Source organism: Streptomyces roseicoloratus, from assembly GCF_004117935.1.
In the GTDB taxonomy this organism is placed as follows: Bacteria; Actinomycetota; Actinomycetes; order Streptomycetales; family Streptomycetaceae; genus Streptomyces; species Streptomyces roseicoloratus.
Map to the genome: position 1 here is coordinate 52,754 of NZ_SDOY01000144.1, position 14,077 is coordinate 66,830.

Consider the following 14,077-nt stretch of genomic DNA (forward strand, 5'->3'; position numbering starts at 1 on the left):
GCGCCCGCGCACCGGCTCCGGCCGCGCTCCTCCGCGCCGCGCCGCCCCAGTCCGACATTGCGCGGCCCCAGGCCGTCATCGTGACGGCTCAGGTCGTCATCGTGATGTCCTCGTACGACTCCAGGCGCCGCCACCGTTCCTCCGGTGCTCGCATCGGCGGCATCAGGTCCACGTCCGGCAGCGGTCCCAGCTCCAGCTCGGTGATCTCGGCGACGTCCGACACCGGCACCTGGTACGTGCGGAAGGGCCCGAGCGGCGGCGGCGCACCCGCCTGGGCACCGGCGAACGCCCGGTCCGCGTCCCGGCTCAGGTCCGGGCTCTGGTCCAGCACGTACGCCGTCGCCGCCAGCGCCCCGTCCTGCATGAACGCGGCCACCTTCCAGAAGCGCAGCGGCACCTGGATGCCCCGGTACGGCGGATCGGAGTCCTGGAGCACCGGCCCGGTCAGCACCACCAGCTTGCGGTCGAACTGGGCCGCGTGGTCCAGGAGGTAGTTCTCCAGGCCCTGCCACAGCTGCTTGCCCTGGTTGAACACGTCCGCCTGCGGCGCCGCGTTGGTGAAGTGGAAGGTCTCCGTGTTGGCCCGGCCCGCCACGGCCGCGGCACCCCACACGGGGTCGAGCCGCCGCACCAGATGGCCGCGGTCCAGGCTGTTGTTGCGGTAGACCTCGTCGCCGGCCTGCTGCTCGCGCGGCAGCCGCGGGTCGTACAGCCACGTGTCGTCGCGCGGAACGTCGTCGAGCAGCTCGGAGCCCTCGATGCACACGGCCGTCGAGGCGGCGAGCCGTCGGTCGGGCCGGAAGACGACGGTGAAGTGGGTGTACGGCAGGATCACCGTCTCCACGGACGTGCGGGCCGGCAGGGCGAGGGGCACGGTCGGGCCGAGGAAGTTCTCGTCGTAACCGGTGGGCCCGTCCGCCGGCAGGCCGTGCCGGGTGTCGCTTGGGTTCATACGATGTAAGTACCGCGCGGAGGAGGGCCGCCCACGGCACCGGACCCGCAGGCCACTCGATCAGACGCCCCCGGTGCCCCCTCCCGTCCGGCCAAGGAGGCACCCCATGCCCACCGGAATCTCCCTGCACGTAGGACTCAACAGCGTCGACCCCGACCGCTACGGCGGCTGGGACGGCACCCTTCTGGCCTGCGAGAACGACGCCCACGACATGGCACGCCTGGCGCGCGCCGCCGGCTTCGCGGACACCGTCGTCCTCACCCGCGAGGGCACCGTCGACCGGGTCGTCACCGAGTTGCGCGCGGCGGCCGAACGGCTCGCCGCCGGCGACATCCTGCTCCTCACCTATTCGGGCCACGGCGGCCAGGTCCCGGACGTCACCGGCCCCGACGACGAACCCGACCGCCGCGACGAGACCCTGGTCCTCTACGACCGCCAGTTCCTCGACGACGAGGTCCACCAGGAGTTCCTGCGCTTCGAGGACGGCGTGCGGATCGTCACCTTCTTCGACTGCTGCCACAGCGGCAGCAGCGTCGAACTCCCCGGCGCCGAGACCACCGGCCGCTACATGCCCGAGCCGAAGCAGGCCGAACTCTACGACCGCGACCGCGACTTCTACGACGAACTGCAGCGCACGCTCGCCAAGGACTCCGTCGCGGCGGGCGACGGGGAGGGGCCGCCGGTGATCCTGATCTCGGCCTGTCAGGACAACCAGACCGCCATGGACGGACCCGTCAACGGCGCCTTCACCGGCGCGCTGCTGGAGGTCTGGGGCGACGGCGGCTTCCGCGGCGACTACCGCACCTTCCACCGGGCGATCCAGCGCAGGCTCCCGCCCACCCAGAGCCCCAACCTCCACACGACCGGAGCACCCTCCACGGCGTTCCTGGGGCAGCGCCCGTTCACCGTGTGAGCCGGAGGGCCACGCGGCGCCCGGGCCCAGCGCCGTGCGGCCCCGTCCTCACGGCCGCAGGGCGGTGGCGAGCTGCGCGCGCGAGCGGACGTCGAGCTTCTGGTAGATCCGCGTCAGCCGCGCCTCCACCGTCTTCACGCTCAGGTACAGCTTCGCCGCCGCCTCCTGGTTGCTGGCGCCCTGCCCCACCAGACGCGCGAGCCGCAGCTCCGCGTCGGTCAGCGAGGCGAGGCCCGGCAGCGTGTCCTCACCCGCCGGGCCCTCGCCCGCCGGACCGGCCGGCGTCTCGCTGGTGAGCGCGAGCCACGGCACGGCACCGACCCGCTCGAACGTGGACGCCGCCGCGTGCAGCGCGGCCTGCGCGGCCGAGCGGCGCCGCCGCCGGCGCTCCACCCGCGCCAGCGCGATCAGCGCACGACCCTGCTCCAGCGGCAGCTCCGCCTCGCCGAACCGGGCCGCCGTGCCCGCGAGCAGCTCCGCCGCCGAGTCCGTACGGCCCTCCGCCGCGAGGCACAGCGCGTAGGCCCGGTCGCAGCCGAGCAGCACCGTCGTCCGGCCGAGCCGCTCGCCCACCGGGCGCACCTCCGACAGGAGCGCCACCGCCTCGTCGACCGCGTCGTGCGCGAGCAGCGCCTCCGCGAGCTCCTCGTGCCAGCGGAGCATCGACGGATCCACCGTGGACTGGGCGCGCTCGTTCGCCTCCACCCGGCGCAGCGTCTCCAGCGCCGCCGCAACGTCCCCGTTCACCAGCTGCACCCGGCCGAGCGCGTACAGACTGCGCGAGAGGAAGACGCGGTCGCCCTCCTCCTCCGAGGCCTGCACACTGCGCCGGGCGTAGCTGGCCGCCCGGGCGAAGCTGCCGCCGGCGGTCTCCGCAAGCGCCAGGGCGTACCAGGCGGGTCCCGGGGAGAGCCCCGCCTCCAGGGTGAGCGCGAGCGACTGGCCGGCGTGTCCGAGCGCCGAAGCGCACGGTCCGATCCGCGACTCGATCTCCGCGAGCGTGCTCAGCAGCTCGATCGCGTCCTCCACCGAGCCGCGCCGCTGCACCAGCGGCAGCAGCGCGTTCAGCTGGGTCCTGGCGTCCACGAGGCGCCCGTCGAACAGGGCGTGACGGATCGTCAGGATCTGGGCCGCGTTGCGGACACCGGCCGGACGTTCGGCCGTCTCCAGGGCCCGGGCCTGCGCGAGCACCGCCTCGGCGTCCGACGAGCCGAGCGCCCGCTCCATGCGCGCCTGCACGGTCAGGGCCTGCGCGGCCGTACGGGGGTCGCCCATCGAGGCGGCCAGCTGCGCCGACTCCATCGCGGCGGCCCGCGAACGCAGCGGATCGCCGTCCGCCAGCACGTACTTGACGGCGAGTCGGAGCTGGACGGCGGCCCTCAGCGCGGTGTCGCCCTCCGAGTCCTCCATCGCGTGCACGTACATCTCGTCGAGGCCGGTCAGGCCCTGGCCCGCGGTGTCGAGCACCGCGAGCCTGGCCCGGACCCGGTCCGAGGGCGCCGCGTCCCGGGCGAGGAGGTCCGTCGCGGCGCGCATCGCCAGATCGGCGCGGGCGGCCCGGGCCGCCTCCTCCGCCGCGTCCACCAGCCGGGCGATCCGCTGCCGCGCGTTCCGGCCCGGCGTCGACTCGGCGGCCAGCAGGGCGAGTTCGGCCGCCAGCGCGCTGTTGCCGCGCCGCCGGGCCAGGTCCGCCGCCTCGGCTACCTCGGCGGCGAGCTCCTCGTCGGGCGCGTCGGTGGCGAGCGCCCGGTGCCGCACGGACTCGACCGGGTCGTCCACCACCCGGGCCAGCGCCGCGTGCCCGGCGCTGCGTTCCGCCCAGCACGCGTCGTGCACCAGGGTGGAGGGCAGCAGCCCGGCCGTGAACGCGACCGTGCCGTCCTCCGACATCGACACCAGACCGGCCCGCTCGGCCGCGGCCAGGTCGGCCTCCGCCTGGGGCCGCCCGGCCCGCCGGACCAGCGCGGCGGTGGGCCGCAGCGCCAGGGCCGCCAGGAGCAGCGTCGAGCGCACCTCGGGCGGCGCGGCGCCGAGCAGCTGCCGGGCCAGGTCGCGGGCGCGCCCGGACAGCGTCAGCGCCTCCGCGTGGTGGACGGGGGTCCGGGCGTCGGCCAGTGAGCGGCCCACGGCGAGCGCGAGGCGCGGATTGCCGCCGCTCGCCTTGTGGATGCGACCGGCCATCCGGGACGGCAGCCGGTGGTGGATCAGCAGCTCGGCGATCTCGTCGGCGTGCAGCGGCGGTACGAGCAGCACGTCCGCCTCCGACGGCACCCACAGGCGCGTCTCGTGCGGGTCCTTGCCGTAGCCCGCGCCGGCGCCGGAGGAGTCCGTCGCCGGGCCCGCCGCCGGACCGGAGACGGCCTCGGCGGAGCCGCCCGGGGCCCTCGTGCCGCCGGCGGTGCCGTAGCCCGTGCCGTACGCCGCGTAGGCCTCCGGCGTCTCGACGGCGATCACCCGCAGCGCGGGCGGAGCCAGATGGAGGGCGAAACGGAGCAGATCGGCGCTTTCCGGGTCGATGTGCTGCATGCCGTCGACGACGAGGAGCGCGGGGCCGCGGGCGGTCAGCGCGCGCAGGATGCCCGCGAGGGCGAGCCGCAGCGCGATCGGGTCCCAGCCGCCCTCCTCCGGCGGGGCCTCCCGGCACAGCATCGCGACGGCCGCCCGCTGCGGCCCCGGCAGCCCGTCGAAGATCCCGGAGGCGATGACGCCCCCCAGGCCGGCCGCGGAGGCGTGCGGGCAGCCGCCGTCGTGCCCGCCGGCGGATCCGGATCCCACCGGCGCGCGGGTGGTGGCTCCGGGGCCGCCGGAGGACCCGGCGAGGTGGTCCTCGCCGCCCGCCGTGGTGCCTGCGGACGCCCGGCCGGAACCGGTTCCGGCGAACGGGGGCGCGCCGGCGCCGTGCGCGGCCGTCCGGCGGCCGTCGGCCGCCGGGTGCTCACCGGGAGCCGGGGTTCCGCCGGTCGTGGGTGACGCGGCGGGAGAGGGGGCGGCGGACCTGGGTGCGGGGACGGGTGCGGGCGCCGCCGGGGCGGGCCAGGTGACGGTCGCGGCCACGGAGGCGACGAGCGCGGCGGCGGATGCGCCGGGTATCGCGCGGTCGGCGGGGAGCGTGGCGAGCCACAGGACCGTCTCGCCCCGCGCCTCGGCGCGGGCGGCCGCGGCGACGGCGACCTCGGTCTTGCCGACGCCGGCCGGGCCGGTCAGCAGCGCACGGCCCCTGGTCTGGAGAACGCGTTCGAGCCGGGCCAGGAGCTCCTCCCGGCCCACTGGCGCAGGCCGGAGCGGCGCTGTCGTCATGTGTCCACCACCCCTCCGGCGCTCGGGCCCTGCCCGTGAGCCCGTTGCGCAGAGAATACGGAGCACGGCGCCCCAGTCCAGGGGTCTTGTCCGGCATACGGACGGCGAGCCCCGGTCAGCCGCCGGGGGGACGGGTGTCCCCAACTGCCGGAAGCGCCCGTGGTGTAGACCACGGGCGCTTCGCTGACCAGCGGTGATGCTGGTGTGTGGGGGGTGATCAGGAGGCGATTCGCGAGCGAATCAGCCGGTTCAGAAGGTCAGGCTCCACGAGTCGATGTAGCCGGTGTCACCCCGGTACGCGTCGCGGACCCGGAGCCGCCAGGTGCCGTTGGCGACCTCGCTGGACGCGTCCACCGTGTAGGTGGCGAGCACGTTGTCGGCGCCGTCGGAGCCGGAGGAGGCCTTCAGGTTGCGCACGGTGCCGTCGGGGGCGATCAGGTCGATGACCAGGTCGCCGCGGTAGGTGTGCTTGATGTCCACGTCGACCTTGAGGGCGGCGGGGGCGTTGCCGGTGCGGCCGGTGACGTTGATCGAGGAGGACACGGTGGCGTTGTCCGCGATCGTCACGTTGTTCGCGTTGGTGAAGACCGTGCCGGTCGGCGGCGTGGTGGTGCCGGTGACCGCCTCGACCGTCTTCGCGGCGTCCGCGATGCCGGTGCCGCAGCCGCCGGTGCAGGTGCCGGGCAGCGGGCGGGCGTTGGTCTTGATGGCCGACTCGATCTCGGCCGGGGTCAGGGTGGACTTGGCCGACTTCAGGAGCGCGGCGAGACCGGCGATGTGCGGGGCCGCCATCGACGTGCCCTGGTAGGGCTTGTAGTTCTCGAGCGACTGGACCGTCGCGCCGGAGTTCAGCGTGGAGTAGATGCCGTTCTCGGGCGTGGTCACGGTGCCGGGCGTGTCGGTCGCGCGGCGGGTCTCGCCGCCCGGGGCCGCCACGTCCACGATGGAGCCGTAGTTGGAGTAGTACGACCGGTTGCCCTCGCGGCTGGTCGACGCCACGGTGATGACGTTCGAGCAGTTCGCGGGCGTGAAGCCGGAGGTGTTGGCGTTGCTGTTGCCCGCGGCGACGACGACGGTGGTACCGCGCGAGACGGCGCCGTTGATCGCGTTCTGGTAGACGCTCGGGCAGGTGGAGCTGGCGCCGCCCAGGCTGAGGTTGATGACCTTGGCCGGGGTGGGGTTCGCCGGGACGCCCGGCACGGAGCCGCCGGAGGCCCAGGTGATCGCGTCGGCGATGTCGGCGGAGGAACCGCCGCACTTGCCGAGCACGCGCACGGGCTGGATCTTCGCGTTGTACGCGATGCCCGCGATGCCCTTGGTGTTGTTCGTGACCGCGGCGATGGTGCCGGCCACGTGGGTGCCGTGCCAGGAGGAGTTGGAGGCCCTGGAGCCGGTGCCGCACTCGCCGTCGGTGGCGTTCCAGTCGCCCTCGTCCTTGGCGTCGGCGTCGCGGCCGTTGCCGTCACGGGCGTCGGCGGAGGTGGAGATGAAGTCGTAACCGGAGACGACGTTGGTCGCCAGGTCCGAGTGGGCGGCGTAGCCGGTGTCGATGACGGCGACGGTGACGCCGGAACCGGTCGTCTTGTCCCAGGCGGCGGGGACGTTCATGCCGCCGGTGGGCTCGAAGAGGTCCCACTGCTTGGCGTAGTCGGTGTCGTTCGGCGCGACCGCCATGGCGTACGCGCGGATGTCGGGCTCGACGGAGGTGACCTGCGGGTCGGCCTTGAACGCGGCCATGACCTCGGCGACGTCCTGCTTCGAGGCGGAATCGCCCAGGTCGACCAGCGCGGCACCGCCGGCCAGACGGCGCTCGAAGGAGAGCTTCTCGCCGGTCTTGGCGGCCTTCTCGGCGGCGTCGCTCTTCGCGGCGGTGTTGGAGGCGGCCTCGGCGGACGAGGACTTGTAGGTGACGATGACCTTCTCGACCGGGGCGCTGGGCAGCGCGGTCATGGCCTGGGAAGCCGGAGCCGGCTTCGGGGAGGGTGCGGCCGGGGCGGCGGCGAACGCCCCGGAGGTGGTGGCAGCGGCACCGAGGATCGCGGCGCTCGCGACCACCACGGATATGACTCTCCGCCTGGAACCGTTCAAGGTGTGGCCCTTTCGAGTACGACGTGAGTGGAGCAGTGGCGGCGGCGCGGGAGACCGCGGGGCGAAGTGGGGTCACGATCCGCCGTTCCCTGGGCGTGGGGGCCCGTGCGCCGCCACCGGCGCGACGGCCCGGGTCAAGGCCGTCCCCGGCGGACACCACCCACCCGTCCTCATGGACCTGACAGGTTGAGATGGGGGAAAGGATCCGCCGGTGCGGCAGACAGTAGGGAACGCCGAGGTGAACTCGATACGGGGAAAACCCTTGTCACCCTCACAGGGAGGGAGGGGGAGGGAAGGGGGAGGGCGTAAGCCCTGGTGACAGGGGTGGCGGGACCACCCGGACCGGGTGCCGCCCGCACCCCGCGCACGCCTTCGCGCGGCCGCCGCGCTCAGTCGATTGGCGAAGAACGCACCGTTCAGCCGAGTTCGAGGGTCGTCACGCCGAAGACCCGGTCCTGGGCGAGGGGCCGGATCGGACCCGTGTACATGCGGGCCGTCTCGAAGGTGGGCTCCAGACCCCGCGACAGGGCGAGCCGGGCCGCGGCCGGATTGGCCTCGGGCATGTCGACGGCGATGCGCGGAGCGCCGAACGCACGGGCCTCGGCGGCGAGGGCGTCGAGCAGCGCGGAGGCGTCGGCGGGCGTGTCCGCGAACAACGGCCCGATCCTGGCCTCCTGCTCGGCCGGCCGCACCACGCCGTAGCCGCTGAGACGTCCGTCGGTGAGCCGTGCCAGGGCACGATGACCCGGCGTGCCCAGCCAGGCGGCGAGGAAGCGGGGCCGGTCGGCCGGATGACAGGAGCTGTCGTACGCCGCGAGCTCGGCCGGATCCACCCGTTCCGCCGCCACCACACCCGTCACCGGACGGTCCGGAAGCGGCACTTCGCCCACGTAGCGAGCCGTGCGGTAGGCCGGCGCGAAGCCCGAGCGCCGGTAGTTGTCCTGCTGGGCGGGCACCCCGTCGAGCCCCACCGTCCGCCCGCCGGCGTGCGCGAGCGCCGCCCGCCAGGTCGCCAGGCCGTGCCCGCGACCGCGCAGATCGGGGCGAACCAGATAGAACCCCAGGAACGCGTAGTCGTCGTCGTAGTTGACCACCGAGACCGCGGACACCGGATCTCCGTCGATCCGTCCCAGGAAGAACCCCTCGGGATCCTGCGCGAAGAACGCCGCCGCGTCCGCCGCTCCCGGATTCCAGCCCTCCGCCGCGCACCACTCGCGCACCAGCGACCAGTCCCGGAGGGAGGCGCGGGAGACGTGGAGGGTCATGGAGCTCCCTTCGACGACACCGGAGCGCCCGAGCATAGCCCCGCGACGGCGACCTCCCGTCCCGCTGCGTCGCTTTCCGGCCGCGTGCGCGCGGGGGACACCGTACGGACCGGGCCCGCCTTCCTCCCGGCTCACCCCACGAGCCGCAGGCCCACCCCGGCGACCCCCACCCGGACCGACCGCCCCCACGTCAACTCCAGCGCGTCCGACTCCATCCCGTCCCCGAACGCCACGAGCCGGTCCGACTCCACCACCAGCCCCAGCGCGTCCCCCGCCGCCAACAGCCCCTCCACGCACGACGCCCCCGTCACCGGCGAGGGCCACGCCTCCCGGACCGTCCAGGCCAGCCGTGGCGAGGTCGGCGCGGGCAGCGGCAGGGCGCTGCCGCGCTGGAGCCACAGCGAGCGGAGCCAGCCCGTGGCCCCCGTGCCCGTACCGACGAGCACCCCCGACGAGGCCTGCGCCTCGGGCTCCGCGGCCGGGGGCCGCAGCGTGTAGCGGGCGGTCTGGTGGCCGGGCGGGCCGATGTAGATCTCGTTGAGGGCGAGCAGCCGCTGCGCGTCGTCCGTGACGGCCTCGACCATGGTGAGGAGCTCCGCCGTCGCGTCCGCGGCCGACGGCAGGAGCCGGCGCGCGTCCGCCGGCCGGTGGCGCACGAGGACGCCCGGATTGCGCCCCGGAGCGTCGTCGATCCCGACCACCGGCTGCCCCGACAGGTACTTGGCGACATTGGCCACGAGACCGTCCTGTCCGACGACCACGACGACGTCCTCGGGACCGAACAGAAAGCGGTCGAGGTCCGCGCGCTCGACCCGGGCCCGCCGCCAGCGCAGCGGCACCGCCGCGGTCACCTCGGCGAGGGCCCGCAGGTTCCGCTCGTGCCGCTCCCGGATCTCCGCCACGGAGCGCCCCCGGGCGGCCAGGTGGAACGCGGCCTGGCCGTGGGTCCCGTACCGGGCGAGCAACTCCTCGTACTCGGTGGTCCGATGGACCACGACGGCCCGTGGTGCGAGGCTCACGTACCCGTACCCGTACCCGTATCCGTGCCGCCGCCGAGCTTGGCCAGCAGTCCGGTCACGACGTCGGGGGAGAGCGTCAGGTGCTGGATGCGCGGGAGCTGTTCGGCGGCGCGGGTCGCGGCGAGCGCGTGCAGCGTCGCCGGGGCGACCTCGGCGTGGGCCCGCAGCCATGCGCTCTGCGCCTCCGCGCGCGCCGCGCCCACCTCGCGTGCGGCTTCCGCCTCGGCGTGGGCGAGCCGTACCGTACGGGTGGCCTCGGCCTCCGCGCGTACGGCGTCGGCGGCGGCGCTCTCCTCGGCCTCGCGGCGGGAGTTGATGCCGCGCTGCTCGACCAGACGCTCCTCCTGCCGGGCGAGTTCGATCTGGCTGGCCAGCTCGTTCTCGGCGATGGCACGCTCCCGTTCGACGGCGACGGCGCGCCGTTCGTACGTCGCCCGGTCCGCCTCCTGCTGTATCTGCTCGCGCGCGGGAGTGCGCAGGGCACGCTCGACCTCGGGCTCCGGACGTACGGCAACGACGCGTACCGCCACGACCTCGATCCCGGTGTCGGGCAGCCGGGGCTCGGCCGCGAGCCCGGCCGCGATCCGGTCCCGTACGGTTCCTACGCCGTCGACGAGCGCCTCGGCGAGCGGGATCCGGGCGAGCACGGCGAGGGCGTGCTGCTGGGCGGTCTCGGTGAGCAGGGTGCCGATCTGCTCGAGCGGGGTCCCGCGCCAGGCGCCGGTGTCCGGGTCGACGGAGAAGTCGAGCCGCGTGGCCGCGGCGGCCGGGTCGCCGATCCGGTACGTGACGGTCGACTGGACGCTCACGTCCTGGAAGTCGGCGGTGCGGGCATGGAAGGCCATCGCCAACTCCCGGTCATCGACCGGTACTTCGCTCAGCGCCGCGGAGAGCGGGCGGAACCAGAAGCTCAGTCCCACGCCCTCGTGCACGAGCTGCCCGCGCCGCTGGTGGCGGATGTGCGCGGTGGGCGCGGAGCGCAGGTGCCGCCAGCCGGCGCGGCGGGTGATGTCGGCCATGAAGCCTCCTTGTCGTCAGTTTGACGATAGGTGGCCAAGGGGGTTGTCGTCAAGGTGACGAATTTGAAGGGGGTGGTGGTCGGGGGGTGCCCCTATGTCGTCGGTCAAGGTGGTCGGGTGGCAGTGTGGCTGTCATGAGTGATGACGTGCCTGCACGGGAGTCGGCGGGCGAGAGCATGCGGCCGTGCGACTTTTGCGGTCATCCGGTTGTGTTGGACTCGGTCGACGAGCGGGACTGTCCCGTGTGCGGTGAGGCCTCTGACGATCAGCCGGCCGAGGCTGGCCGGGGTTCGTAGAAGGTGCCGTCGCGGAGCATGGCGAAGAGGACGTCGGCCCGGCGTCTGGCGAGGCAGAGCAGGGCCTGGGTGTGGTGCTTGCCCTGGGCGATCTTCTTGTCGTAGTAGGTCCGCGATGCGGGGTCGGCCAAGGCTGCAAACGCGGAGAGGAAGAAGGCCCGTTTGAGCTGACCCTGGTCGCCTCGCCGGCCAGGTCGTCGTCGAATCCGACGATCATCTCCAGCTCGGCGATGGTCTCGTCCTCGCCGTCGATCGCCCGCAGCGTGTGGGGCATCACGCGGGCGGCGTCCGCGATGATGAACGCGTCCTTCGCGTCCGTCTTGGCCTCGCCCGGGTAGAGGTCGGCGATCCGCCGCATCGTCAGGCCCGGAAGGTAGGCGACCGGGCAGCCCATGTCCCTTGCGACCGCCGGCGGCAGGGCGCCGATCGAGGCCGGCTGGTCGACCACGACCAGCACCGTTCCGTGCTTGGCCTGCAGCTTGGCGAACAGCTCGCGGAGCTTGTGTTCGGTGTTGGGTAACCGCTTGTCGAAGGCCTTCTTCCCGGCCGGGGTGACGGCGGTGGCGTGGTGTTCGCACTTGCCGACGTCCAGGCCGAGGGAGACGTTGATGTCGCCGGTGTCGATCACGTCAGGCCCCTCCGCTCACGCTTTCGTCCGGCCTTGCCTCGGCACCGAGCTGCCACATCCCCGTTACGGAGAGCTCTTCCGGCCTGGGTGAAGCCGGTGCTCAAGCCTCTCATCAGCGGTCCGTCGATGCCTCCGGGCCGGTGACACCACCCCCCGGATCATGAACAACAAGGGGGGAAGTCATGCCGGACCCGAAGGCCGGAGGCCCCATTGCGGAGCCGACGAAGACGGTAACGGGGGGGGGAGGGAAGGGCGGCGGCAGAGTCGGGGTGCAGCGGTCCGGGTGTCCGAGCGGGGGCGCGGCAGCCCCAAGACGGTCGAGTCGACGGGCGCTACCCGGGTCGCCGGTCGAGTCGGCAAGCGCCGCCCGGGCCGCCCGGTCGGGGTGTGCCGTCACTCAGACGACCGGCAGCCGGTCCCGAAGCAGGCAGAACTCGTTGCCCTCCGGGTCGGCCAGGACGTGCCAGCTCTCGTTCCCGGTCTGGCCGACGTCGGCGGGCCTGGCGCCGAGGGCGAGCAGCCGCTCCAGCTCGGCGTCCTGGTCCCGGTCGGTGGCGTTGACGTCGACGTGCAGCCGCAGCTTTCCCGTCCGGGGGTCGCCGCTGGGGCTGAGGACGAGCGTGGGCTGCGCGCCGCCGAAGCCGACGTCCGGCGGCCCGATCTGGATGCTCCCGTCGGCCTCCCGGTCCAGCTCGGCATAGCCGAGGACCTCGCGCCAGAACGCGGCGAGCCGTTCGGGGTCGGCGCAGTCGATGACCAGCTCACTGATGCGGCATGCCATGTCCGTCACTGTACGAACGGGGCCGGCGGAGCGATCGCCGTCCGCGTCCGGCCGGGTGACGGCTCAGGCCGTCGCCGTCGGCCGTCCGCCCTCCTTCGCGCCGCCCGGCCCGCCCTCGTGCCGACGGGCGGAGGCGTCCTCGTGGGCGAGGCGGCGCAGGGCCAGGAGGATGGGTTCGTAGAGCGTCGTGTAGGCGACGGTCGCCTCGATGGCCTCCTCCAGGACCGGGTACCCGTCGATCACCGCCACCTCCTCCTCGGCGATCGGGTGCAGCGCCAGCGCGTACCGCCGGATGTCGGCCATCTCGCCGCGATAGCCGAGCGAGCGCACGCTCGTGATCGCGCGGACCAGTGCCGCGAGTGCCGGCGCCTCGTCGTAGACGCGCCAGTCGAGCTCGGTCAGCAGCGCGCGCACCTCGGCCGCGACCTCGTCCCACAGCTCCCGCTCGGGCGCGCCCTCCTCCGGCGGTTCGACGCGCGGGCCGAGCATGTACGTGGCGATGCCGACCCGCTCGTGCCATCCGAACGCCGGGTCGTCCGCGACCGCGAGCACGTCACGGGCCTGCTGCACCGTCATGCCGCCGACCGTGAGCAGAGCCCGGACCAGCCGCAGCCGGCGCAGGTGCTCCTCGCCGTAGTCGGACTGCCGGGCGGTGACGGGTGCGCCGGGCGCGAGCAGGCCCTCGCGCAGGTAGTACTTCACCGTCGCGACCGACACGCCGCTACGGGCGCTCAGCTCGGAGAGGCGCACCTGAGATCCACCGTTCCCGTTCTCGCTCGTCGCTCCCGCCGTCTCGACAGGGCTTTCGGGGAGTTCTACTCTGCGACCCAAGGATAGTCGAGCTATCCATGACTCACGCGTGACGACGGACGACCGACGACGGATGGCCGGCGGCGGTGACGGACGACGGACGACGGACGGCGGATGGCCGGCGGCGGTGACGGACGACGGACGACGGATGGGGGACGGACACATGGCACGACTCGGTCTGGGCGACGGGATGCGGCTGGTCACGGTGCCCGAGTGGTATGGCGGGAGGCCGTCCGGCGCGGCGGGCGCCTCCGGGGCGCTCGCCGGCGAGGCCGCTGGCGAGGCCGTTGGAGACGCCGCTGGGGAGGCTGCGGGAGAGGCCGGGGGCGGACTCGGCGGAGGGCAGGGCGGCCCGGGTGCCGGGGAGGCGGAGGCGGAGGTCCGCCGGCGGGGCGGGAAAGCGGGGCGCGGGAGTCATGCCGAGCGACGCCGGCCGCGGCGGGGCCGCTTCATGGCGGTCAACACCGAACCGGTCGCCGTGTTCCTGATCGGCGCCCGCATCAACCGCTGGCGCTCGGTGCGCGGTTGGCTGCCCGTCGTCATGGCGATGCCCGGCATGATCAAGGAGCTGAGCGAGGACCCGGCCAGCGGCTTCCTCGGCTACCGGATGCTCCTCGGGCCGCGCTTCGGTGAGGTGACGATCGTCCAGTACTGGCGGCGCGCGGGCGACATCCGCGCGTACGCGGGCGACACCGGCCGCCGTCACCACCCGGCCCAGAACGCCTTCTGGCGCCGCTACTTCAGCAGCAACGGCGCGGTCGGCATCTGGCACGAGATCTACTCGGTCCGCCCGGGCGCGTACCAGGCGCTCTACGGCGACATGCCCCCGACGGGCATCGGTGCGATCCACGGCCTCGAACCGGCCGTCCCGCGCGAGAAGGGCGGCTACGAGACCTCGACAGACCCGGTCTACGCGGCCCAGCTCGGCACCCACGACGGAGCGGCCGGCGCGGCGAAGCCCGCGTAGGGCCGGCGTGGAGGGCCCGGCGCCGGGCCTGCCCGCGGTTCG

The 14,077-nt window shown here is 74.0% G+C and carries 10 protein-coding genes and 1 pseudogene; 2 read left to right on the forward strand and 9 right to left on the reverse strand.

The window, feature by feature from the left end:
- Positions 1–88 precede the first annotated feature (88 nt).
- Positions 89–952, reverse strand: a complete 864-nt coding sequence (locus tag ESG85_RS23880) for a DNA/RNA non-specific endonuclease (RefSeq protein ID WP_128982574.1) — start codon at positions 950–952, stop codon at positions 89–91.
- Positions 953–1,058: 106 nt separating this feature from the next.
- Here ESG85_RS23880 and ESG85_RS23885 point away from each other — a divergent pair, with 106 nt between their 5' ends.
- Positions 1,059–1,865, forward strand: a complete 807-nt coding sequence (locus tag ESG85_RS23885; RefSeq protein ID WP_128982576.1) for a caspase family protein — start codon at positions 1,059–1,061, stop codon at positions 1,863–1,865.
- 48 nt (positions 1,866–1,913) lie between these two features.
- On the opposite strand, the gene ESG85_RS23890 is transcribed toward ESG85_RS23885, so the two are convergent.
- The 8 genes and pseudogenes from ESG85_RS23890 to ESG85_RS23930 form a co-directional block, all read right to left on the reverse strand.
- Positions 1,914–5,162, reverse strand: coding sequence for a helix-turn-helix transcriptional regulator (locus tag ESG85_RS23890; protein ID WP_128982578.1), 3,249 nt, complete (start codon positions 5,160–5,162; stop codon positions 1,914–1,916).
- Between the two features lie 249 nt (positions 5,163–5,411).
- Positions 5,412–7,112 (reverse strand): S8 family peptidase, encoded by a 1,701-nt coding sequence (locus ESG85_RS23895; protein WP_128982580.1) that lies wholly within the window; start codon positions 7,110–7,112, stop codon positions 5,412–5,414.
- 554 nt (positions 7,113–7,666) lie between these two features.
- Positions 7,667–8,515, reverse strand: coding sequence for a GNAT family N-acetyltransferase (locus ESG85_RS23905; protein ID WP_128982582.1), 849 nt, complete (start codon positions 8,513–8,515; stop codon positions 7,667–7,669).
- 131 nt (positions 8,516–8,646) lie between these two features.
- On the reverse strand, positions 8,647–9,534 hold the full coding sequence (locus ESG85_RS23910) for a hypothetical protein (RefSeq protein WP_128982584.1): 888 nt from the start codon (positions 9,532–9,534) through the stop codon (positions 8,647–8,649).
- Positions 9,531–10,553, reverse strand: coding sequence for an SPFH domain-containing protein (locus ESG85_RS23915; RefSeq protein WP_128982586.1), 1,023 nt, complete (start codon positions 10,551–10,553; stop codon positions 9,531–9,533). The genes ESG85_RS23910 and ESG85_RS23915 overlap by 4 nt, the downstream gene beginning before the upstream one ends.
- Before the next feature lie 265 nt (positions 10,554–10,818).
- Positions 10,819–11,477: pseudogene (locus ESG85_RS23920) on the reverse strand (IS110 family transposase).
- A gap of 397 nt (positions 11,478–11,874) precedes the next feature.
- On the reverse strand, positions 11,875–12,258 hold the full coding sequence (locus ESG85_RS23925) for a VOC family protein (protein ID WP_128982588.1): 384 nt from the start codon (positions 12,256–12,258) through the stop codon (positions 11,875–11,877).
- 63 nt (positions 12,259–12,321) lie between these two features.
- The gene (locus ESG85_RS23930; RefSeq protein WP_128982589.1) at positions 12,322–13,008 is read right to left on the reverse strand and encodes a MerR family transcriptional regulator; all 687 of its coding nucleotides are present in this window, start codon (positions 13,006–13,008) and stop codon (positions 12,322–12,324) included.
- Positions 13,009–13,519: 511 nt separating this feature from the next.
- Here ESG85_RS23930 and ESG85_RS23935 point away from each other — a divergent pair.
- Positions 13,520–14,035: a DUF4188 domain-containing protein gene (locus ESG85_RS23935; protein WP_128982591.1), complete on the forward strand. Its 516-nt coding sequence runs from the start codon at positions 13,520–13,522 to the stop codon at positions 14,033–14,035.
- Positions 14,036–14,077: the final 42 nt, after the last annotated feature.

Coding starts and splice junctions, on each gene's coding strand:
- ESG85_RS23880 (WP_128982574.1), bottom strand. CDS start 952: ATGAACCCAAGCGACACCCGGCACGGCCTGCCGGCGGACGGGCCCACC.
- ESG85_RS23895 (WP_128982580.1), bottom strand. CDS start 7,112: ATGACCGCGCTGCCCAGCGCCCCGGTCGAGAAGGTCATCGTCACCTAC.
- ESG85_RS23905 (WP_128982582.1), bottom strand. CDS start 8,515: ATGACCCTCCACGTCTCCCGCGCCTCCCTCCGGGACTGGTCGCTGGTG.
- ESG85_RS23885 (WP_128982576.1), top strand. CDS start 1,059: ATGCCCACCGGAATCTCCCTGCACGTAGGACTCAACAGCGTCGACCCC.
- ESG85_RS23925 (WP_128982588.1), bottom strand. CDS start 12,258: ATGGCATGCCGCATCAGTGAGCTGGTCATCGACTGCGCCGACCCCGAA.
- ESG85_RS23935 (WP_128982591.1), top strand. CDS start 13,520: ATGGCGGTCAACACCGAACCGGTCGCCGTGTTCCTGATCGGCGCCCGC.
- ESG85_RS23890 (WP_128982578.1), bottom strand. CDS start 5,162: ATGACGACAGCGCCGCTCCGGCCTGCGCCAGTGGGCCGGGAGGAGCTC.
- ESG85_RS23915 (WP_128982586.1), bottom strand. CDS start 10,553: ATGGCCGACATCACCCGCCGCGCCGGCTGGCGGCACCTGCGCTCCGCG.